We start from the raw sequence: 19,523 nt of genomic DNA on the forward strand, positions 1-19,523 counted from the left end.
TCCTTAACGCTTAGCGTACCTGGACGGCAATCAGTTCGCTGCCGTCGTCGCCGAGCACGTGGGTTGAACAGGCGAGGCAGGGGTCGAAGCTGTGCAGCGTCCTCAGGATTTCTAACGGTTGGTCGGGAATCGCCATTTGCGTTCCCATCAATGCCGCTTCATAGGCGCCGATCTGTTTTTTAGGATCGCGCGGGCTGGCGTTCCAGGTGGTGGGAACCACGCACTGATAGAGTTCAATCTTCTGATCGCGTATTGACGCCCAGTGTCCCAACGCTCCGCGAGGCGCTTCGGTAAAACCGATGCCGCGGCAGTGCTGCGGCCAACTGGCCGGTTCCCATTTCTCGGTATTGGCGGTGGCCAGGTCGCCGTTTTTCAGGTTGGTCATAAGCCTGTCGAAAAAATACTGCAGCTTACCGACGGCCCATTGCGCTTCGTGCGCGCGGCATAAAATACGACCAAGCGTAGACTGGATACCGGAGAGCGGCAGTTTAAGGGCGGACATCATGCGATCTACCGACTCTATGGTGGCGGCATCCCCTTTGTGGTACGCGATAAGCGTTCGGGCAAGCGGGCCGACTTCCATGGCATGACCCCGCCAGCGCGGCGCTTTAATCCAGGAGTAACGTTCCTGCTCGTTGAGCTGCTGGATATGCGTATCGCTGCCTTTGACATCACCCGGGTTGTACCAGGGATCGGTAATGCCGTCAAAAGGATGACGACCCAGCCGATCGTCCGGATAGCGGTACCAGGCGTGATCCACAAACTCCTGTATCTGCTGCGGATCGGCCAAATCTACCGGCATGACATTTTTAAAATCGCCATTGACCACCGCGCCGCCCGGCATTAACAGGCTTTGCTGGCTGAAGTCGTTGGCAATGTCCGGAAATGCGCCGTAACTCAGCACGCATTTATCCGACAGACCGGTGCCAATTTGACTCCATGCTTTATTGAACTGGCCGATAGCCAGCGCGTCCGGAACCATCACGTTGTTAATGAAGTCGGCGGTGCGGGTGATGATCGACTGCACCAGGTTGAGGCGCTCCATATTGATAGCCCCGACCGCGCCGCTTTGATCGAGATTGATCGCGCACGGCATCCCGCCGACGATCCAGTTAGGATGGGGGTTCTTACCGCCAAATATGGTATGGATTTTGACGATCTCGCGCTGGAAGTCGAGGGCTTCAAGATAGTGGGCAAAGCCCATCAGATTAGCCTCTGGCGACAATTTGTACTGTGGATGTCCCCAATAGCCGTTACGGAATATCCCAAGCTGGCCGCCATCGACAAATTTCTTCAATCGATTTTGTACGTCAAAGAAGTAGCCCGGCGATGACATCGGCCAGGCGGAAAGGCTTTGCGCCAACTGCGAGGTGGCGCGCGGATCGGCTTTCAGCGCATTCAGGACATCAATCCAGTCCATGCCGGCTAACTGATAAAAATGGACCAGATGATCGTGACACCACAACGTAGCCAGCATGATGTTACGTATAATATTGGCGTTATCCGGCACCTGGATACCAATCGCATCTTCGATAGCGTACACCGATGCCAGAGCATGTACCCCGGTACAGACACCACAAATACGTTCAACAAACGCCCAGGCGTCACGCGGGTCACGGCCTTGCAGAATGATCTCCAGCCCGCGGAACATTGTGCCGCAGGAAACGGCATTGGTAATGACGTTTTGCTCATCAATGTTCACTTCGCAGCGCATATGCCCTTCGATGCGGGTAATCGGGTCCACGATCAGACGACGGCCGGCGTCGTTAACGGTATAACCCTGGGTTTGATACTGGTTACTCATGCCTGTTTATCCTCATTGTCCGGCTGTTGTTCGGCTTGCGCTAACTGTTGTTTGTGGCGTTTACGTTGGTTGAGCGCGCTGGCGACAGCGTGACCGCCAACGCCCGCCGCGACCACGCCCAGCGCGGTCAGCCCCACCGTATCGGCGGTTGAATGGGTACCCATCTGGGGAATATCCACCACGCGGCTATAAAACGAGCCGCGATCCCAGAAACCATTTTCTGAACATCCCAGACATCCGTGACCGGACTGGATAGGAAAGGAGACGCCGTCATTCCAGCGTGTGGAGGAGCAGGCGTTATAGGTGGTTGGTCCTTTACAGCCCATCTTGTACAGGCAGTATCCCTTGCGGGCGGCGTCATCATCCCAGCTCTCGACAAATTCACCGGCGTCAAAATGGGCGCGGCGGTAGCATTTATCGTGGATACGCTGACCGTAGAACATTAGTGGACGGCCCATGCGATCGAGTTCCGGCAGACGATCAAACGTCACCATATAGGTGATAATGGCGCTCATGACATCCGGGATTGGCGGACATCCTGGAACCTTCACGATCGGCTTGTCGGTGATCACTTTATCGATAGGCGTTGCCTGGGTCGGATTGGGGCGGGCGGCCTGGACGCAACCCCAGGAGGCGCAGTTTCCCCAGGCGATAATAGCGCTGGCGCCCGCGGCGGCTTTCTTCAGTTTTTCAATAAACGGGCGGCCGCCGCTGATACAGAACATTCCTTGCTCTCCTAACGGCGGATTGCCTTCCACCGCCAGAATGTATTTCCCGGCGTAGCGAGTGGTAATATCGTCAAAGACTTCTTCGGCCTGTGCGCCGGCGGCGGCCATCAGGGTGTCGTCATAATCAAGGGAAATCAGCGAGAGGATCACATCTTTGGCTAGCGGGTGCGAGGAACGGATAAAGGATTCGGTACAGCAGGTGCATTCCAGTCCATGAATCCAGACCACCGGAATCCGCGGTTTATTCTCCAGCGCCCAGGCGATCTTTGGCGTCATTCCGGCGCCCAGTCCCAGCGATGTGGCGGCAAGGCTACAGAATTTGAGAAAGCTGCGTCGGGTCACTCCCTTACGACGCATGGCTTGATAAAAGGTCTCCTCGTTATTCATAACGCGTATTTTTTCTCCTTTTTGCACCACGCTCCGCCAGGGGCATAAGGCGCTTTTGCGGGTCCGTTGACGTTCCGCCAGCAAGGCAAATCAATTGTGTTACGCGCGAGCGCGGAAACGAGCCCGATTCACTTTGCACCGGCGTATATCGCCAGAAATAATGTGAAAAAAGCGTATCGGATTAACGATAAGAAACAATGTGAAGTGTGTGGGTATAGCTTATAGCGGTATATTTATACCCATTATCGGTTTTTCGGCGAAAGGGCCGTGGCGGGGAAGGACGGTTGAGCTTGTTCCAGGATGAGGTTTCAGCGAGTGACCTCGGGTAGATTTAGCCTGGTCTCGCCATTTCAGGATACGTAAGTTGACGCAAAAGGAGGGAGGATTTGATGTCATCGTTAAAAGAAGCATACTTCGTGAAGATTTTTATATAAAATAGTGATGCTGGTTTTAAAGGAATGCAAAAAAGAGACCGTTTGAAAGAGGGCGTCCCATGAAAAATAACATCAGATTTGACTTGTCCGATTATTTGATTCATTTTTTTCGGGACGTTGATTTAGAGACCGGTAGCCATATTTATTTGCCTGAACACTGTGGTTTTAATAATCAGCACCACGCATGTTTCATTGATGCTAAATATTTACTTCGATTATCTTTACGCAGTCATAAAATTTTCTCGTCCTGGTCATACCGAAATGGGCAACGAACCGTATATGGTGACTCCCCGGTGGTATGCTTTACAGATATGCCGATTGCAGCTTATTTAGAAACTGGTGTTCGCCGATTAGAACGAAAAGAAAAAATCGGTTTATATGCAATCGTTTTACCTAAAGAGCAAATGTTTAATTATGGGGCAAGGCCAGTCATATATGGGTTGGATGAGCATAACAATGCTCGATGCTCGCAAGGCAGAAACGGGGAACGTATTCTTGATGAAACTGCTCTTCCTTTGATTGAACAATATAGATATGTTACTTATGTTTCAGGTAAGATTGACTGGACACATGAACGCGAATGGCGATGGCCATATCGTGGCGATATTAAAAATTTCCTTAATCATATTAAAGAGTATGGTATTCCGGAAAACATTGAAAGCACCCCAGGGTTTGATTTTAAATCAAGCGAAATAAGTGGTGCGGGAATAATCGTCCCATTTGTAGAAGATATTCCTACCGTAGCTCACGATATTTTAACTTTAATTGACCGGGGTGTAATCGGAAGAAATACTTTCAAATTCATTATAGCTGTAGAGAGTTTACAATCATGGACCCAGCTCTCGGAACCGGGCGCGTTACTGTCTTGTATTAATGATAATACTTTCGGATTTGAATCTTTTTTTGATTTATCTGCATCTAAAGTAAAAAATTATGCTGATTCTATCAATGATTATGTAAATGAATTATATTCAAAAAAAGATTTTTTAAATGATAGTTATGCAATGGAATTTGGAAATGCCTGGGTCTGGATTCATGATAACCAATCCCAGGTGGTACGGGCGTTACTGCAGGCTGGAATGATCAAGGTTAATAAAGAAGGGCGGTACTTATTAGATGTTAATTTGGCTTCTGTTGATTGGCCATTAAGAAGAAAAGAAGCTTTCGCAAGTCATGTTGCGGGATGGCTCAAACATCGTTTTGATATCGAAGCGGGAAGGTATTCCGTTCGGGGAAAAGATGATTATGATGCGATCCCAAGTTATGAGACGCCGCTAAAGGAGCAGCATCCTTTTTATAATCATACAGTGAATGTCGACTGGTAATTAAGAAAAGAACTTACCCTGTTAGCTCTGCGTTAATTGAGCCTGTCAGCATGAGTTGAGATATTATGAAATAAAAAATCCACGCGGCTGCGTGGATTTTATGACTTTCTTTGCCTCTCATGAGGTTCAATGAAACCTCATGAGACAACAAATGTTATTTAGACGTTGAACAGGAAGTTCATTATATCGCCATCTTTAACGATGTAATCTTTGCCTTCCGCTCGCATCTTACCGGCTTCTTTCGCGCCTTGTTCACCTTTATAGGTAATAAAGTCGTCAAAGGCGATAGTTTGGGCGCGGATAAAGCCTTTTTCGAAGTCGGTATGGATTTTACCTGCCGCCTGCGGCGCGGTTGCGCCAACCGGAATGGTCCATGCGCGAACTTCTTTCACCCCGGCGGTAAAGTAGGTCTGGAGGTTCAGCAGGCGATAACCTGCGCGAATAACGCGGTTCAGCCCCGGTTCTTCCAGACCCAGTTCAGCCATAAATTCGTCGCGCTCGTCATCATCCAGCTCAGCAATATCAGCTTCGACGGCGGCACACACCGGAACCACGACCGAACCTTCTTTGGCGGCGATTTCGCGAACCTGGTCGAGATACGGGTTATTTTCAAAACCGTCTTCATTGACGTTAGCGATATACATCGTCGGCTTCAGCGTCAGGAAGCTTAAATAACGGATAGCCGCTTTATCTTCGTCCGTCAGGTCCAGCGAACGCAGCATCCCCGCTTCGGCCAGGTGCGGCAGGCATTTTTCCAGCGCGGCCAGTTCCGCTTTGGCGTCTTTATCGCCGCCTTTGGCTTTCTTCTGTACGCGATGGATAGCGCGCTCGCAGGTATCGAGGTCAGCCAGCGCCAGTTCGGTATTGATAACATCAATATCTTCTGCCGGATTTACTTTACCCGCCACGTGGATGATATTGTCGTTCTCAAAGCAGCGAACCACGTGACCGATAGCTTCGGTTTCACGGATATTGGTCAGGAACTGGTTACCCAACCCTTCGCCTTTGGACGCGCCTTTCACCAGACCGGCGATATCCACGAACTCCATCGTGGTTGGTAGAATGCGTTGCGGTTTAACAATCTCAGCCAACTGGTCCAGACGCGGATCGGGCATCGGCACGACACCGGTATTCGGTTCGATAGTGCAGAACGGAAAGTTTGCCGCTTCAATACCGGCTTTTGTCAGCGCGTTGAACAGGGTGGATTTCCCGACGTTGGGCAGACCGACGATACCGCATTTGAATCCCATGATTTAACTCACCTTAATATCTTAATAATCAACCTGTTATAGAAAACAGATTGCAGAAATGGAAATAACTTCGCCTATTATACACGGCGTGCGGCAAAAATGCCGCACATCACTGGTTATTGCGCCTTAAAGGTATGCAAACGGCTTGTTGCTTTGGCCAGACCCTCTTTGAACCACAATTCCGTACAGCGTGCCGCTTCGTCAATGGCCTCATCAATTAATTTTTGTTCAGAAACAGGGGGTTTACCCAGCACGAAACCAACAACTTTATTTTTATCGCCTGGATGACCAATTCCAACGCGCAAGCGGTGAAAGTTGGGATTATTGCCCAGCTTGCTGATGATGTCTTTCAGACCATTGTGGCCGCCGTGGCCGCCGCCAAGTTTAAATTTCGCGACGCCCGGAGGGAGATCCAACTCGTCGTGAGCGACCAGAATTTCGTCCGGCTGAATACGGTAAAAACTGGCCATTGCGCCAACTGCTTTACCACTGAGGTTCATGAACGTGGTGGGTACCAGCAGGCGAACATCTTCCCCTTCCAGCGTGATGCGTGAGGTATAGCCAAAGAATTTAGGCTCTTCACGCAATGGCGCACGCAGGCGCTCCGCCAGTAAATCGACGTACCATGCGCCTGCATTGTGTCGCGTCGCGGCATATTCCGCGCCGGGATTCGCCAGACCAACAATCAATTTAATTGCCACGTTTTTTGTCCTGAGTAGATCCATAACTGGCGCGTAGTTTACTGTCTGTCTGCCCGCTTGACAAAACACAGCGACACTCTGAAGTAAATTAAATAATTGCCAGCATTGATTATTAAAAATGTAAACTGTTCAGTGTGTTATTTGTAAAGTTTTGTTAAATGAAACTTTACATTTGTGATCACAGCCGCACTTACAAACGAAAGTGTTGTCTATACTTTACACATAAAGTTTAGGGGGATTTCCTAAAAACAACCCAAAAGTTCCGGAGGTGACATATGAAACGCAAAAACGCTTCGTTATTCGGTAACGTGCTGATGGGGTTGGGGCTGGTCGTGATGGTTGTCGGCGTGGGTTACTCTATTTTAAACCAACTGCCGCAGTTTAATTTGCCGCAATTTTTTGCGCATGGCGCAATACTGAGCATTTTTGTCGGTGCAGTTCTTTGGCTGGCGGGGGCTCGTGTAGGGGGGCATGAGCAGGTGAGCGACAAATATTGGTGGGTACGTCACTATGACAAACGTTGCCGCCGTAACGACAATCGTCGTCATAGCTAACCGGTTCAGGCCCGGTAAGCGTTATCGCCACCGGGCATTGTCCATTAACTGAGTAAATCCGCTAACGCCTCCGTCCTGTTCGGGAAGAAGGTCAGACGCCCAGGAATAGGTTTGATACCGGCACGCGCCATTGTGCGCAGCGGTTGGAACTCCAGGTTACTGATACGCAATTCGCAACCCTCCGGCAGACGCTTCACAAAACGCTGAAAAGCATCAAGCCCGCCTGCATCCAGCACTGGTACTGCGTCCCATTTCAGAACGACGATACGTTTGCCCTTAATACGTGACTCAAGGTCGGTAAACAGCCCTTCCGCCGCGGCGAAAAAGAGCGGACCGATAACACGCAGCACCAGCACATCATCAGGCACATCGACATTGACCGGCGCAAGTCGAGTCATTCGCGCAATACGGCGCATAAACAGCAGGGAAGCAAGAACAATCCCCACGCTGATGGCGATGACCATATCAAACAGAACCGTTAATGACATGCACAGCAGCATAACGATGATGTCGTCTTTCGGCGCATGGCGTAACAGATCCACCACTTTATGGGCTTCACTCATATTCCATGCCACCATCAGCAGTAGCGCCGCCATCGCGGAAAGCGGCAGCCAGGAGAGTAGCGGGGCTAAGACCAGTAGCGCCAGAATGACCAGGATAGCGTGAATTACCGCCGAGACGGGAGAGGTCGCGCCAGCGCGAACGTTGGCGGCAGAGCGGGCAATCGCGGCGGTGGCGGTGATGCCGCCAAAGAACGGCGCGACCATATTCCCCAGCCCCTGGCCGATAAGTTCGCTGTTAGCTTTATGTTTGGTGCCGGTCATGCCGTCCAGCACGACGGCGCAGAGCAATGATTCGATTGCCCCCAGCATTGCCATCGAGAAGGCCGCTGGCAGCAGCGCGCGCAGTGAATCCCAGCTTAGCGTGAAATCGGAGCCAGGAAGACTCCACGGCAGCATCAGTTGCGGCAGGAGCTGCGGGATGCCGTTGCCCTGGGTGCCGTCAGCCAGAACGTAATGGAACTGTGAGCCGATAGTCGCCACATTGCCGCCCAGCAGATTAACAATCCCCATTACGGCGCAACCGGCCAGCAGCGCGGGAAGATGTCCTGGCAGACGAATACCGAGACGCGGCCAGAAAATCAACGTTCCCAGCGTTACCACGCCAATGGCGGCATCGCCAATATTGACGGTGGGCAACGCCATAAACAGCGCGCCGACTTTCTGCAAATAGTGCTCTGGCACATGGGCCATCTGCAGACCAAGAAAATCTTTAATCTGCATGGTACCGATGGTAATACCAATCCCTGAGGTAAAACCCAACGTGACCGACACCGGGATATATTCAATCAATCGCCCCAGTCTCGCCAGGCCGAAAAGGATCAGGAAGAAGCCCGACATCAGCGTGGCGACCAGTAGGCCCGCCAGACCAAACTGTTGCGATACCGGATACAAAATCACCACAAACGCGGCGGTAGGGCCGGAAACGCTAAAGCGCGAGCCGCCGGTTAGCGCGATCACGATCCCGGCGACAGCGGAGGTATAGAGGCCATATTGCGGCGCAACGCCACTGCCAATTGCCAGCGCCATCGCCAGCGGGATAGCAATAATCCCGACGGTGATCCCGGCTATCACATCACGGGTGAACCGGGAGGCGGTATATTTTTCTTTCCAGCAAGCATCGATGAGAGCGCGGAAAGGCATCACATGTGAGGAAAATAATTTGTTCACAATAATGTTTCATCCATGAGCGCATCATCTGTCAACTAAATGGCAGGTGAAGGAGGCATAAGTCATACAAAAGGGTGTTACAGACAAAAAAACCCGCCGCAGCGGGTTTCAGATCCGGGTTCGATCAATGCTCGAACATGGCGGAAATCGATTCTTCGTTGCTGATGCGGCGAATCGCTTCGGCCAGCATACCTGACAGGGTCAAGGTACGCACGTTCGGCAGCGCTTTGATTTCGTCGGTCAGCGGAATGGTGTCGCAGACAACGACTTCATCAATGACGGAGTTGCGCAGGTTGTTTGCCGCATTGCCTGAGAAGATCGGGTGCGTCGCGTAGGCAAACACGCGTTTAGCGCCACGTTCTTTCAATGCTTCTGCTGCTTTGCACAGAGTACCGCCGGTATCGATCATATCATCAACCAGCACGCAGTCACGGCCAGCGACGTCGCCGATGATGTGCATCACCTGAGAAACGTTCGCGCGCGGACGACGTTTATCAATGATAGCCATATCGGTATCGTTCAGCAGCTTAGCGATAGCGCGGGCACGAACCACGCCGCCAATATCCGGAGAAACCACGATCGGGTTATCCAGATTCAGTTGCAGCATATCTTCGAGCAGGATTGGGCTACCGAACACGTTATCAACCGGAACGTCAAAGAAGCCCTGGATCTGTTCAGCATGCAGATCTACGGTGAGAACGCGGTCAACGCCGACGCTGGACAGGAAGTCAGCGACAACTTTTGCGGTAATCGGCACACGGGCGGAACGTACGCGACGGTCCTGACGTGCATAGCCAAAGTAGGGAATAACGGCGGTGATACGACCTGCGGAAGCACGACGCAGGGCATCAACCATAACGACCAATTCCATCAGGTTGTCGTTGGTTGGGGCACAAGTGGACTGGATGATGAAAATATCACCACCGCGTACATTTTCGTTGATTTGTACGCTGACTTCGCCGTCGCTAAAGCGACCTACGGCGGCGTCGCCGAGAGAAGTGTACAGGCGGTTGGCAATACGTTGTGCTAGTTCCGGGGTGGCGTTACCAGCAAAAAGCTTCATATCAGGCACGAGAAGAACCTCAGGCATGCGTCCATTGGTGGAAAGAATCTGCCGAAAACTGTGCGGGCCAGGCAAAATCCTATCCAGGCGGTGTATTAAAGAGCGCGATGCAACGTCTGGAACAAGGTGACGTTGTCACCGAAGCTCAGCTTGCCCGGCTTACTCGTCTTCATTCACGTTTCATGTGCGCTGGTATCGATGCCTCACACCGGTCAAATACGGCATATATGACCGGCGATTCGTCATTTCGCCATCTTCCTGAAACCCGAATGCGTTAGAGTAACTCTCGATGCAATGGGGAGAGGTTGACACCCTTCGCCACAAAAGCATTGAGCCATTCCGGGGCTTGCTCAAGCACCTGGCGAGCACAAGACTCTGTATCGAATTCAGCAAAGACACAGGCCCCTGTCCCAGTCAGGCGCGACGGCGCGTATTCTAACAGCCAGGAAAGCGCCGCATCAACCTCGCGAAAACGTTTTCTTGCGATAACCTCGCAATCATTGCTGAATTCACATTTTAGTAACGTATCTATTGACCTTTTTGGCGTATTACGCGGCAATTGAGGATCTTTAAAGATAACCGGCGTCGGAATGCTTACGCCAGGGTGCGCGACCAGATACCATTTTTCCGGCGGATTCACCGGCGTTAATATTTCGCCTACGCCTTCGGCAAAAGCCGCGTGGCCGCGCACGAACACGGGAACATCCGCCCCCAACGTCAAGCCGATTGCCGCCAGTTCATCAACCGAAAGCCCGCATTGCCAAAGATGATTGAGCGCCACCAGAACGGTCGCGGCGTTAGACGAGCCGCCGCCCAGACCGCCGCCCATGGGAAGGCGCTTCTCAATGCTGATATCCGCGCCGCTTCCGGTGGGCAGGCGTCCACTCTCCGAGGCGACTTTCATCAACAGCCGCGCGGCGCGGACGATCAGATTGTCTTCATTTTCAACGCCGTTAACCGGCGTTAATAAATGGATTTCGCCATCGCGACGCGGTTCGATGTGGAGTGTGTCGCCATAATCCAGAAACTGAAACAGCGTCTGCAGCGTGTGGTAGCCGTCTGCACGCTGTCCGGTGATATATAAAAACAGATTTAATTTTGCCGGAGAAGGCCAATGGGTCATCATTTCACAATCCAGTTATCCATTTTCAGCTTAATGCGCTGACTGCCGTCGGAAAGCTCCATATTGGCAGGCATGGCAGGCTGCGTTTTGCTGTCATAGCCACCGTAAACCACTTTCCAGTTTTTACCATCCTGGCGATAGTTCACTTCGCTCAGGCGGTACTGGTCGTCCAGTTTGTAGTCAGTGGCATCGCCAGGCAGACCGAGGATCCACTGCCGCAGGCTGTTTAACGGAATCGGCATCCCGGTGAGTTTGCCGATCATCTCTTCGGCGTCATCGGCGGTATAACGCTGGCCTTTGTTATCCACCAACTGGACGTTGCCCGGCTGGGCGTTAAGCTCCAGCTCGGTGCTGCCCAGCGGGTTGGTAAGCAGCAGGCGGTAGCGATCCTGTCCGGTCTGTTGCCAGAAGAAGCGCGCATAGACTTTCTGATCATCTGAGATGTAAGCAAAGGCGCCGCGCGTCTGGTATTGATTCAGATGACGCACCTCTTGCTGATGCTGGCGCCACTGAGGGGAATCCGGGCTCTTGCCCGGGCCTTTATGCCCAGGAAGCGTACAGGCGGTGAGAACCAGGCTTGCTAACGGCAGTAGACGAATCAGGCGAAAATCGGGCAGGGTCATAGTGATGACGAATCCTTGTGATACGGTGCAATAATTGCCTGATGGCGTTACGCTTATCAGGCCTGAAAACTGAACCTGCAGGCTGTAAAAACGTTCGCGTCGCGATTCGGCAAATTTTTGCTATCGGTTACAGTTATAGCCTTTAATGCTAGCGCCGCCTGGTGACATCGTCTACTTTCAAGTTGTCTTAAATCATCAAATTAGCGAGCGCTGCCAATTACTCCAAAAGGGGGCTCTCTCTTTTATTGACCACGCGCATCCTGTATGATGCAAGCAGACTAACCATATCAACGCTGGTACTACTCCCGCAGACATGACCCTTTTAGCGCTCGGTATTAACCATAAAACGGCACCTGTATCGCTGCGAGAACGCGTAACGTTTTCGCCGGACACGCTTGATCAGGCGCTGGACAGCCTGCTTGCGCAGCCAATGGTGCAGGGCGGGGTCGTGCTGTCAACCTGTAACCGTACAGAGCTGTATCTGAGCGTGGAAGAGCAGGATAACCTGCAAGAAGCGCTGATCCGCTGGTTATGCGATTACCATAACCTGAACGAGGACGATCTGCGCAACAGTCTGTACTGGCATCAGGACAATGACGCCGTCAGCCACCTGATGCGCGTCGCCAGCGGTCTGGATTCACTGGTGCTGGGCGAACCGCAAATCCTCGGTCAGGTGAAAAAAGCGTTTGCGGATTCGCAAAAAGGCCACCTTAACGCCAGCGCGCTGGAGCGAATGTTTCAGAAGTCTTTTTCCGTCGCCAAGCGAGTGCGGACTGAAACCGATATCGGCGCCAGCGCCGTCTCCGTCGCGTTTGCCGCCTGTACGCTCGCCCGCCAAATCTTTGAATCGCTGTCGACGGTCACTGTACTGTTAGTTGGCGCGGGCGAAACCATTGAACTGGTGGCGCGTCACCTGCGCGAGCATAAAGTACAAAAGATGATTATCGCCAACCGAACCCGCGAGCGCGCGCAAGCCCTGGCGGATGAGGTAGGCGCTGAGGTTATCTCGCTCAGCGATATCGACGCCCGTTTGCAGGATGCCGATATTATCATCAGTTCGACCGCCAGCCCGCTGCCGATTATCGGTAAAGGCATGGTGGAGCGCGCATTAAAAAGCCGTCGCAACCAGCCGATGCTGCTGGTGGATATCGCCGTACCGCGCGACGTTGAGCCGGAAGTCGGCAAACTGGCGAACGCTTATCTTTATAGCGTCGATGATTTACAGAGCATCATTTCGCATAATCTGGCGCAGCGTCAGGCTGCGGCGGTAGAAGCGGAAACGATTGTTGAGCAGGAAACCAGCGAGTTTATGGCCTGGCTACGCGCCCAGGGGGCCAGCGAGACCATTCGGGAATACCGTAGTCAGTCGGAGCAGATTCGTGACGAACTGACTACCAAAGCGCTGTCGGCCCTTCAACAGGGCGGTGATGCGCAAGCCATCTTGCAGGATCTGGCATGGAAACTGACCAACCGCCTGATTCATGCGCCAACGAAATCACTTCAACAGGCTGCCCGTGACGGGGATGACGAACGCCTGAATATTCTGCGCGACAGCCTCGGGCTGGAGTAGCAGCACACACCACACTTTTTTACAGGGTGAATTTACGCCTATGAAGCCTTCTATCGTTGCCAAACTGGAAGCCCTGCACGAACGCCATGAGGAAGTTCAGGCGTTGCTGGGCGATGCGGGAATTATCGCCGACCAGGACCGCTTTCGCGCATTGTCGCGCGAATATGCGCAATTAAGCGACGTTTCTCGCTGTTTTACGGACTGGCAACAGGTTCAGGACGATATCGAGACGGCTCAGATGATGCTCGACGATCCTGAAATGCGAGAAATGGCGCAGGAAGAACTGCGCGAAGCGAAAGAAAAAAGCGAACAACTGGAGCAACAGTTACAGGTACTGCTGCTGCCGAAAGATCCGGACGATGAACGAAACGCGTTCCTTGAGGTTCGCGCCGGCACCGGCGGCGATGAAGCCGCGCTGTTTGCCGGCGATCTGTTCCGCATGTACAGCCGTTATGCCGAATCGCGCCGCTGGCGCGTGGAGATCATGAGCATGAGCGAAGGCGAGCATGGCGGTTATAAAGAGATCATCGCCAAAATCAGCGGCGACGGCGTGTATGGCAGACTGAAATTTGAGTCCGGCGGACACCGCGTACAGCGTGTTCCGGCGACCGAGTCGCAGGGGCGTATCCATACCTCCGCCTGTACCGTCGCCGTGATGCCGGAGCTGCCGGAAGCCGAGCTGCCGGATATTAACCCGGCGGATCTGCGCATTGATACGTTTCGTTCTTCCGGCGCGGGCGGTCAGCACGTTAACACCACCGACTCCGCTATCCGTATTACCCACTTGCCGACCGGCATCGTGGTGGAATGCCAGGACGAGCGTTCGCAGCATAAAAACAAAGCGAAAGCGCTCTCGGTGCTCGGGGCGCGCATTCACGCCGCCGAAACGGCAAAACGCCAGCAGGCCGAGGCGTCAACGCGACGCAATCTGCTTGGCAGCGGCGATCGCAGCGATCGTAACCGGACCTATAATTTCCCGCAGGGGCGCGTGACCGATCATCGTATTAATCTGACGTTATATCGCCTTGATGAAACGATGGAAGGTAAGCTGGATATGCTGATTGAGCCGATTGTTCAGGAACATCAGGCTGACCTGTTAGCCGCGTTGTCCGAGCAGGAATAATGGATTTTCAGCACTGGCTGCATGAGGCGGTAAACCAGCTCCGGGACAGCGACAGCCCCCGGCGCGACGCCGAGATCCTGCTTGAGTACGTTACGGGCAAGGGGCGGACGTATATCATGGCCTTTGGCGAAACGCCGCTTACCGACGTCCAGCAACAACAGCTCGCGGATCTGCTGCAGCGGCGTAAACAGGGCGAACCCATTGCGTACCTGACGGGCTTACGCGAATTTTGGTCGCTGCCGCTCTTCGTTTCTCCCGTCACGCTAATCCCGCGCCCGGATACCGAATGTCTGGTTGAACAGGCGTTGGCGCGATTGCCGGTAAAAACCTGTCGTATTCTGGATTTAGGCACCGGAACCGGCGCGATTGCGCTGGCGCTGGCCTGCGAGCGACCGGATTGCGAGGTGACTGCGGTCGATCGTATGCCTGATGCGGTTGCGCTGGCGATACGCAACGCGGAACATTTGGCTATCCGGAATGTGCGTATACTGCAAAGTTGTTGGTTCAGCGCGCTATCGGGGCAGCAGTTCGACATGATTGTCAGCAATCCGCCCTACATTGACGCGCAGGACCCGCATCTTAGCGAAGGCGATGTACGCTTTGAACCGCGCTCGGCGTTGGTGGCGGACGAAAACGGTATGGCGGATCTTACGCATATTATCGATAACGCCCGCCAGATGTTAACGCCCGGCGGCTTCCTGCTGCTGGAACACGGTTGGCAGCAGGGCGAAGCGGTAAGAGCGGTTTTCAGGCGGTCTGGTTACACGGATGTAGAAACGTGTCGTGATTATGGCGGTAATGAACGCGTGACCTGCGGACGTTTTACGCCATGACAATTGCAATGTTGCTCACGCTTCATCTTATCTGTGTTGCGCTCTCCGTCAGTTTGTTTGTCGCTCGTTACTGGTGGCGCTATTGCGGCCATGCGTTGGCCGCCGCGCGCTGGACACGAATCGTGCCTCCCGTCATAGATACCCTGTTACTGCTTAGCGGTATTGGGTTAATCGTTAAAACGCACATCCTGCCATTCACGGAGTCGGGCTCATGGCTGACTGAAAAACTGTTTGGCGTTATCATCTACATCGTTTTGGGTTTTATTGCGCTTGATTATCGTCAGGCGCGCAGCCAGCAGGCGCGTTTTATCGCTTTTCCGCTGGCGCTGGTGGTGCTGTACATCATCATTAAACTCGCCACCACAAAAATACCGTTACTGGGGTAAGTCATGAGGTCGTTAGCTGATTTCGAATTTAACAATGCGCCGCTGTGTGATGGCATGATCCTGGCATCAGAGATGATTCGCCTGGATTTTCCCACGCAGTTTGTCTACGACGAACTGGAACGTCTGGTCAGTCTGGCGCAGGAAGAAATTAGCCAGCTCCTGTCTCAGGATGAGCAACTGGAAAAATTGCTGGCACTTTTTTACGGCGAGTGGGGGTTCACGGATTCCCGCGGCGTCTACCGTCTTTCTGATGCTTTATGGCTCGATAAAGTCCTGAAAAAACGCCAGGGTAGCGCGGTATCGTTGGGCGCTATTTTATTATGGATAGCAAACCGTCTTGATTTGCCGTTGGTGCCCGTTATCTTCCCAACGCAGTTGATTTTGCGTATTGAATCGCTGGAAGGGGAAATGTGGCTGATTAACCCGTTCAACGGTGAAACGCTTGATGAACATACCCTCGAAGTCTGGTTAAAAGGCAATATTAGTCCGGTCGCCGAGTTGTTTAACGAAGATTTGGACGAGGCGGATAACGCCGAAGTGATTCGTAAGCTACTGGATACGCTGAAATCCTCGCTGATGGAGGAACGGCAAATGGAGCTGGCGCTGCGCGTTAGCGAAGCATTGTTGCAATTTAACCCGGAAGATCCTTACGAAATCCGTGACCGCGGGTTGATCTACGCGCAGCTTGAGTGTGAACACGTTGCGCTGACTGATTTAAGCTACTTCGTTGAACAGTGTCCGGAAGACCCGATCAGCGAAATGATTCGTGCGCAGATCAACACCATTGCGCACAAGCAAATTGTTCTACATTAATTAACCGACATTTTACCTATAAGTGTAAGGCGATCCTATGAAACAAAAAGTGGTTAACATTGGCGACATTAAGGTGGCAAATGACCTGCCGTTTGTGCTGTTTGGCGGTATGAACGTGCTGGAGTCTCGCGATCTGGCAATGCGCATTTGTGAGCACTACGTAACCGTTACCCAGAAGCTGGGTATTCCTTACGTGTTCAAGGCCTCTTTTGATAAAGCCAACCGTTCCTCTATTCACTCTTACCGCGGGCCGGGTCTGGAAGAAGGGATGAAAATCTTCCAGGAGCTCAAACAGACATTTGGCGTAAAAGTGATCACTGACGTCCATGAAGCCAGCCAGGCGCAGCCTGTTGCTGATGTGGTTGACGTGATTCAGCTCCCGGCGTTTCTGGCGCGCCAGACCGACCTGGTGGAAGCGATGGCGAAAACCGGCGCTGTGATTAACGTGAAAAAGCCGCAGTTCGTAAGCCCGGGTCAGATGGGCAATATCGTGGATAAGTTCCATGAGGGCGGTAACGATAAGGTGATTCTGTGCGACCGCGGCGCGAACTTCGGTTATGACAACCTGGTGGTGGATATGCTGGGCTTTAGCGTGATGAAAAAGGTCTCCGGCAACTCGCCGGTGATTTTCGACGTTACCCATGCGCTGCAATGCCGCGACCCATTTGGCGCCGCCTCTGGCGGTCGTCGTGGTCAGGTGACCGAGCTGGCGCGCGCCGGTATGGCTGTCGGTCTGGCGGGCCTGTTCCTGGAGTCGCATCCGGACCCGGCTAACGCGAAGTGCGACGGTCCTTCCGCGCTGCCGCTGGCGAAACTGGAGCAGTTCCTGACCCAGATAAAAGCGATTGATGATTTGGTGAAAAGCTTCGACGAGCTGGATACCGAGAACTGATTGCGGTTTTTAGCTGTGTAGGCCGGATAAGATACTATCCGGCTTTTTTATATCAGGCAAAAATCGTCATCAGATAGGCGGCAAATAAAGCCAGATGCGCCGCGCCGTTTAGCACGTTGGTGCGTCCGGTAGAGAACGAAATATGGCACAGCACTAACGAGGCTACCATCACTACCATTTCCGGCGCGCCTAAACCAAACACCAGATCATTACCTGTCGCCCAGGCGATGAGCGTGACGACTGGCACGGTTAATGAAATCGTCGCCAACACCGATCCGAAGAACAGATTCATTGCCCGCTGAACCTGATTATTCAGTACCGCCTTCAGCGCGCCCAGTCCTTCCGGCGAGAGAATTAACAGCGCGACCAGGAAACCGGTAAAGGCGACCGGGGCGTTCATGCTGGTCAGCAACGCCTCCAGCGGGCTGGCATTCATTTTGGTAACGGCAATGACCGCAATTAAATGAATGAGTAACCAGACCGTATGCCAGCCGCTACTGTGCGCGGAGGGTTTACCGTGGTGTGGATTGTCATCATCGCCTTCATCTTCATGTTCATAGATAAATAAGCTCTGGTGCGTTTTGGTTTGAATCAACAAAAATACGCCGTACATCGCGGCAGAAATTAACGCGACCAATAATGCCTGACCGGTAGAGAAATTGGCTTGCGGCAATGCCATGGGAAAAACCAGCACAATAATCGCCAGCGGAAACAGCGCGATAAGATACTGCTTAATCCCGAATAAATTCATATATTGCGTTGCGAATTTACGCCCGCCCAACAACAACGAGAAACCGACCAGTCCCCCGGTGACAATCATAATAATAGAGTAGAGCGTATCACGCATAAGCGTTGGCGCAGCATCGCCGGTGGCCATCAGCGCTGAAATTAAACTCACCTCAAGAATAACGACGGACAGGCTTAAAATAAGCGATCCGTAGGGTTCGCCGAGTCGGTGCGCTAATACATCGGCATGACGGACCACGCTAAATGCGCTGCTTAAAATACCAATAAGTGCAAGGATATTGATGCCAATAACCACTGGTAGTGACTGGCTGCTTCCCCAAAGGAACAGCACTACCAGCGCAAGAACCGGGAAAATAAGCGAAGTCTCCTTATGGCGGGTTTTCACCGCCTCACAGGCATGTGTCATGAGGGTCTCCCTTGTGCAGGTGTTAATATTTTGGAAAGAGTAAAGAAGGTAAAAATAGCAGAAATTTGTATTTTTTTAGTGGTTTTTTACGTAGTTTTACGGCGTAGACGATTTTTTTCTTTCAAGGTCAGTAAAACAAACATCTTGTTTTAACAGTGTTTAAATAACAAAAAGTTAATTTCCGTAAAAAGCAAAAATCCTCCTCGACTGGCGTAATAACGCATTGTTTACCACACTTAATGTTTTCCCTGAAGACGGAGGCGCTGATGCCGTATAAAGCCAAAAGTGATTTACCCGATAATGTACGGAATGTTCTTCCAGCCCATGCCCAGGACATTTACAAAGAAGCGTTTAATAGCGCCTGGGAGCAATATAAAGATAAAGCCGATCGTCGTGATGACGCCAGCCGCGAGGAAACCGCACACAAAGTCGCCTGGGCGGCGGTTAAAAACGATTATGAAAAAGGCGAGGATGATAAATGGCATAAGAAAAAATGAACGCGGTATTACTCGCGTGTTAGCCTGATTTTCTTGCCGGAAGTCTATCCTGACGCGGGAGCTTTTCCCGCGTACAGATTTAAAATGTCAGCACTTTGTCCGCCGCCAGCGTCCATTGCGCCAGCTCGACCAGCGTTCCGATTTCCACACCGTCAATCAGCGGCAGGGGAGTGATACCACGTCCGTCCGCACAGGTTTTGCATAATTTTACCGGTACGTTTTGCGCGGTCAGAATTTCCAGCATTTGCTGAATATTGTAGCCTTCGGCTGGTTTTTGACCGCGTAACCCTGCGGTTACGGCATCTGACATCAAAAACAGGCGTAAATCGAGATGGCTTTCCTGCTCGCGCAGCGCAATGGCCAGACGCAGGCTATTAAATAATGATTCGCTGCCGTAGGCGGCGCCGTTAGCGATAATGACGATATTTTGCATGAATAACCCTTCTCCTTGAGAAATTTTGTCGGCAATGGCGTTATGTTACCTCGTGAGCCGGGTGCCGCCAAATGCGTGGATAAAATCCCGGGACGCTCTGC

At 52.4% G+C, this 19,523-nt stretch carries 19 protein-coding genes; 9 read left to right on the top strand and 10 right to left on the bottom strand.

The features are described from left to right. Positions 1-10: 10 nt before the first annotated feature. On the bottom strand, positions 11-1,804 hold the full coding sequence (hyaB, locus tag LCS67_RS10210) for a Ni/Fe-hydrogenase large subunit (protein ID WP_000070982.1): 1,794 nt from the start codon (positions 1,802-1,804) through the stop codon (positions 11-13). Further along, complete coding sequence (gene hyaA, locus LCS67_RS10215; RefSeq protein WP_001058312.1) at positions 1,801-2,919, bottom strand: hydrogenase 1 small subunit; 1,119 nt, start codon at positions 2,917-2,919, stop codon at positions 1,801-1,803. The genes hyaB and hyaA overlap by 4 nt, the downstream gene beginning before the upstream one ends. Positions 2,920-3,412: 493 nt before the next feature. Here hyaA and LCS67_RS10220 point away from each other — a divergent pair, with 493 nt between their 5' ends. Next, positions 3,413-4,678 carry a DUF4427 domain-containing protein gene (locus LCS67_RS10220; protein ID WP_000794374.1) on the top strand — a complete coding sequence of 422 codons (1,266 nt, stop codon included), beginning with the start codon at positions 3,413-3,415 and terminating at the stop codon, positions 4,676-4,678. Between the two features lie 158 nt (positions 4,679-4,836). Here LCS67_RS10220 and ychF read toward each other — a convergent pair whose 3' ends face one another. Next, a complete protein-coding gene (ychF, locus tag LCS67_RS10225) occupies positions 4,837-5,928 on the bottom strand; it encodes a redox-regulated ATPase YchF (RefSeq protein ID WP_000505850.1) in 1,092 nt (363 codons plus the stop codon). A 116-nt stretch (positions 5,929-6,044) separates the two neighbouring features. After that, positions 6,045-6,629, bottom strand: coding sequence for an aminoacyl-tRNA hydrolase (pth, locus tag LCS67_RS10230; RefSeq protein WP_000985595.1), 585 nt, complete (start codon positions 6,627-6,629; stop codon positions 6,045-6,047). A gap of 275 nt (positions 6,630-6,904) precedes the next feature. Here pth and ychH point away from each other — a divergent pair, with 275 nt between their 5' ends. Beyond that, a complete protein-coding gene (ychH, locus tag LCS67_RS10235; RefSeq protein WP_000823878.1) occupies positions 6,905-7,183 on the top strand; it encodes a stress-induced protein YchH in 279 nt (92 codons plus the stop codon). 44 nt (positions 7,184-7,227) lie between these two features. Here the strand turns inward: ychH and dauA are convergent, their stop codons facing one another. The 4 genes from dauA to lolB form a co-directional block, all read right to left on the bottom strand. After that, a complete protein-coding gene (dauA, locus tag LCS67_RS10240; protein ID WP_001037186.1) occupies positions 7,228-8,913 on the bottom strand; it encodes a C4-dicarboxylic acid transporter DauA in 1,686 nt (561 codons plus the stop codon). A 124-nt stretch (positions 8,914-9,037) separates the two neighbouring features. Then, the gene (gene prs / locus LCS67_RS10245; RefSeq protein WP_001518537.1) at positions 9,038-9,985 is read right to left on the bottom strand and encodes a ribose-phosphate diphosphokinase; all 948 of its coding nucleotides are present in this window, start codon (positions 9,983-9,985) and stop codon (positions 9,038-9,040) included. 265 nt (positions 9,986-10,250) lie between these two features. Further along, entirely contained in the window at positions 10,251-11,102 is an 852-nt protein-coding gene (ispE, locus tag LCS67_RS10250) for a 4-(cytidine 5'-diphospho)-2-C-methyl-D-erythritol kinase (protein ID WP_023245082.1), read from the bottom strand. Next, entirely contained in the window at positions 11,099-11,722 is a 624-nt protein-coding gene (lolB, locus tag LCS67_RS10255; protein ID WP_000174484.1) for a lipoprotein insertase outer membrane protein LolB, read from the bottom strand. Before lolB ends, ispE begins: the two co-directional genes overlap by 4 nt. 313 nt (positions 11,723-12,035) lie before the next feature. Between lolB and hemA the strand changes: the two genes are divergently transcribed. Genes hemA through kdsA form a run of 6 tightly spaced genes read left to right on the top strand, consistent with a single transcriptional unit; the run spans position 12,036 to position 17,339 of the window. Beyond that, complete coding sequence (gene hemA, locus LCS67_RS10260) at positions 12,036-13,292, top strand: glutamyl-tRNA reductase (RefSeq protein ID WP_031568285.1); 1,257 nt, start codon at positions 12,036-12,038, stop codon at positions 13,290-13,292. 40 nt (positions 13,293-13,332) lie between these two features. Beyond that, complete coding sequence (gene prfA, locus LCS67_RS10265) at positions 13,333-14,415, top strand: peptide chain release factor 1 (protein ID WP_000804708.1); 1,083 nt, start codon at positions 13,333-13,335, stop codon at positions 14,413-14,415. Next, positions 14,415-15,248, top strand: a complete 834-nt coding sequence (gene prmC / locus LCS67_RS10270) for a peptide chain release factor N(5)-glutamine methyltransferase (RefSeq protein ID WP_031568287.1) — start codon at positions 14,415-14,417, stop codon at positions 15,246-15,248. Before prfA ends, prmC begins: the two co-directional genes overlap by 1 nt. Further along, positions 15,245-15,634, top strand: coding sequence for an invasion regulator SirB2 (sirB2, locus tag LCS67_RS10275; protein WP_000150667.1), 390 nt, complete (start codon positions 15,245-15,247; stop codon positions 15,632-15,634). The genes prmC and sirB2 overlap by 4 nt, the downstream gene beginning before the upstream one ends. Positions 15,635-15,637: 3 nt before the next feature. Further along, positions 15,638-16,447, top strand: a complete 810-nt coding sequence (gene sirB1 / locus LCS67_RS10280) for an invasion regulator SirB1 (RefSeq protein ID WP_001257065.1) — start codon at positions 15,638-15,640, stop codon at positions 16,445-16,447. 37 nt (positions 16,448-16,484) lie between these two features. Further along, entirely contained in the window at positions 16,485-17,339 is an 855-nt protein-coding gene (kdsA, locus tag LCS67_RS10285; protein WP_000811046.1) for a 3-deoxy-8-phosphooctulonate synthase, read from the top strand. Positions 17,340-17,391: 52 nt separating this feature from the next. Here the strand turns inward: kdsA and chaA are convergent, their stop codons facing one another. Then, positions 17,392-18,492, bottom strand: coding sequence for a sodium-potassium/proton antiporter ChaA (gene chaA / locus LCS67_RS10290; RefSeq protein WP_000148418.1), 1,101 nt, complete (start codon positions 18,490-18,492; stop codon positions 17,392-17,394). 266 nt (positions 18,493-18,758) lie between these two features. On the opposite strand from chaA, the gene chaB reads away from it, so the two are divergent. Then, entirely contained in the window at positions 18,759-18,989 is a 231-nt protein-coding gene (gene chaB / locus LCS67_RS10295) for a putative cation transport regulator ChaB (RefSeq protein ID WP_001146392.1), read from the top strand. Positions 18,990-19,068: 79 nt separating this feature from the next. On the opposite strand, the gene LCS67_RS10300 is transcribed toward chaB, so the two are convergent. Next, positions 19,069-19,422, bottom strand: coding sequence for a DsrE/DsrF/TusD sulfur relay family protein (locus tag LCS67_RS10300; RefSeq protein WP_001179794.1), 354 nt, complete (start codon positions 19,420-19,422; stop codon positions 19,069-19,071). Positions 19,423-19,523 lie beyond the last annotated feature (101 nt).

This window comes from Salmonella sp. A7, assembly GCF_020181675.1.
Taxonomy (GTDB): domain Bacteria; phylum Pseudomonadota; class Gammaproteobacteria; order Enterobacterales; family Enterobacteriaceae; genus Salmonella; species Salmonella enterica.

Bases quoted from the DNA above. Each gene is read 5' to 3' on its own strand.
- hyaB (WP_000070982.1), bottom strand. From the start codon at position 1,804: ATGAGTAACCAGTATCAAACCCAGGGTTATACCGTTAACGACGCCGGC.
- hyaA (WP_001058312.1), bottom strand. From the start codon at position 2,919: ATGAATAACGAGGAGACCTTTTATCAAGCCATGCGTCGTAAGGGAGTG.
- LCS67_RS10220 (WP_000794374.1), top strand. From the start codon at position 3,413: ATGAAAAATAACATCAGATTTGACTTGTCCGATTATTTGATTCATTTT.
- ychF (WP_000505850.1), bottom strand. From the start codon at position 5,928: ATGGGATTCAAATGCGGTATCGTCGGTCTGCCCAACGTCGGGAAATCC.
- ychH (WP_000823878.1), top strand. From the start codon at position 6,905: ATGAAACGCAAAAACGCTTCGTTATTCGGTAACGTGCTGATGGGGTTG.
- ispE (WP_023245082.1), bottom strand. From the start codon at position 11,102: ATGATGACCCATTGGCCTTCTCCGGCAAAATTAAATCTGTTTTTATAT.
- lolB (WP_000174484.1), bottom strand. From the start codon at position 11,722: ATGACCCTGCCCGATTTTCGCCTGATTCGTCTACTGCCGTTAGCAAGC.
- hemA (WP_031568285.1), top strand. From the start codon at position 12,036: ATGACCCTTTTAGCGCTCGGTATTAACCATAAAACGGCACCTGTATCG.
- prfA (WP_000804708.1), top strand. From the start codon at position 13,333: ATGAAGCCTTCTATCGTTGCCAAACTGGAAGCCCTGCACGAACGCCAT.
- prmC (WP_031568287.1), top strand. From the start codon at position 14,415: ATGGATTTTCAGCACTGGCTGCATGAGGCGGTAAACCAGCTCCGGGAC.
- sirB2 (WP_000150667.1), top strand. From the start codon at position 15,245: ATGACAATTGCAATGTTGCTCACGCTTCATCTTATCTGTGTTGCGCTC.
- sirB1 (WP_001257065.1), top strand. From the start codon at position 15,638: ATGAGGTCGTTAGCTGATTTCGAATTTAACAATGCGCCGCTGTGTGAT.
- kdsA (WP_000811046.1), top strand. From the start codon at position 16,485: ATGAAACAAAAAGTGGTTAACATTGGCGACATTAAGGTGGCAAATGAC.
- chaA (WP_000148418.1), bottom strand. From the start codon at position 18,492: ATGACACATGCCTGTGAGGCGGTGAAAACCCGCCATAAGGAGACTTCG.
- chaB (WP_001146392.1), top strand. From the start codon at position 18,759: ATGCCGTATAAAGCCAAAAGTGATTTACCCGATAATGTACGGAATGTT.
- LCS67_RS10300 (WP_001179794.1), bottom strand. From the start codon at position 19,422: ATGCAAAATATCGTCATTATCGCTAACGGCGCCGCCTACGGCAGCGAA.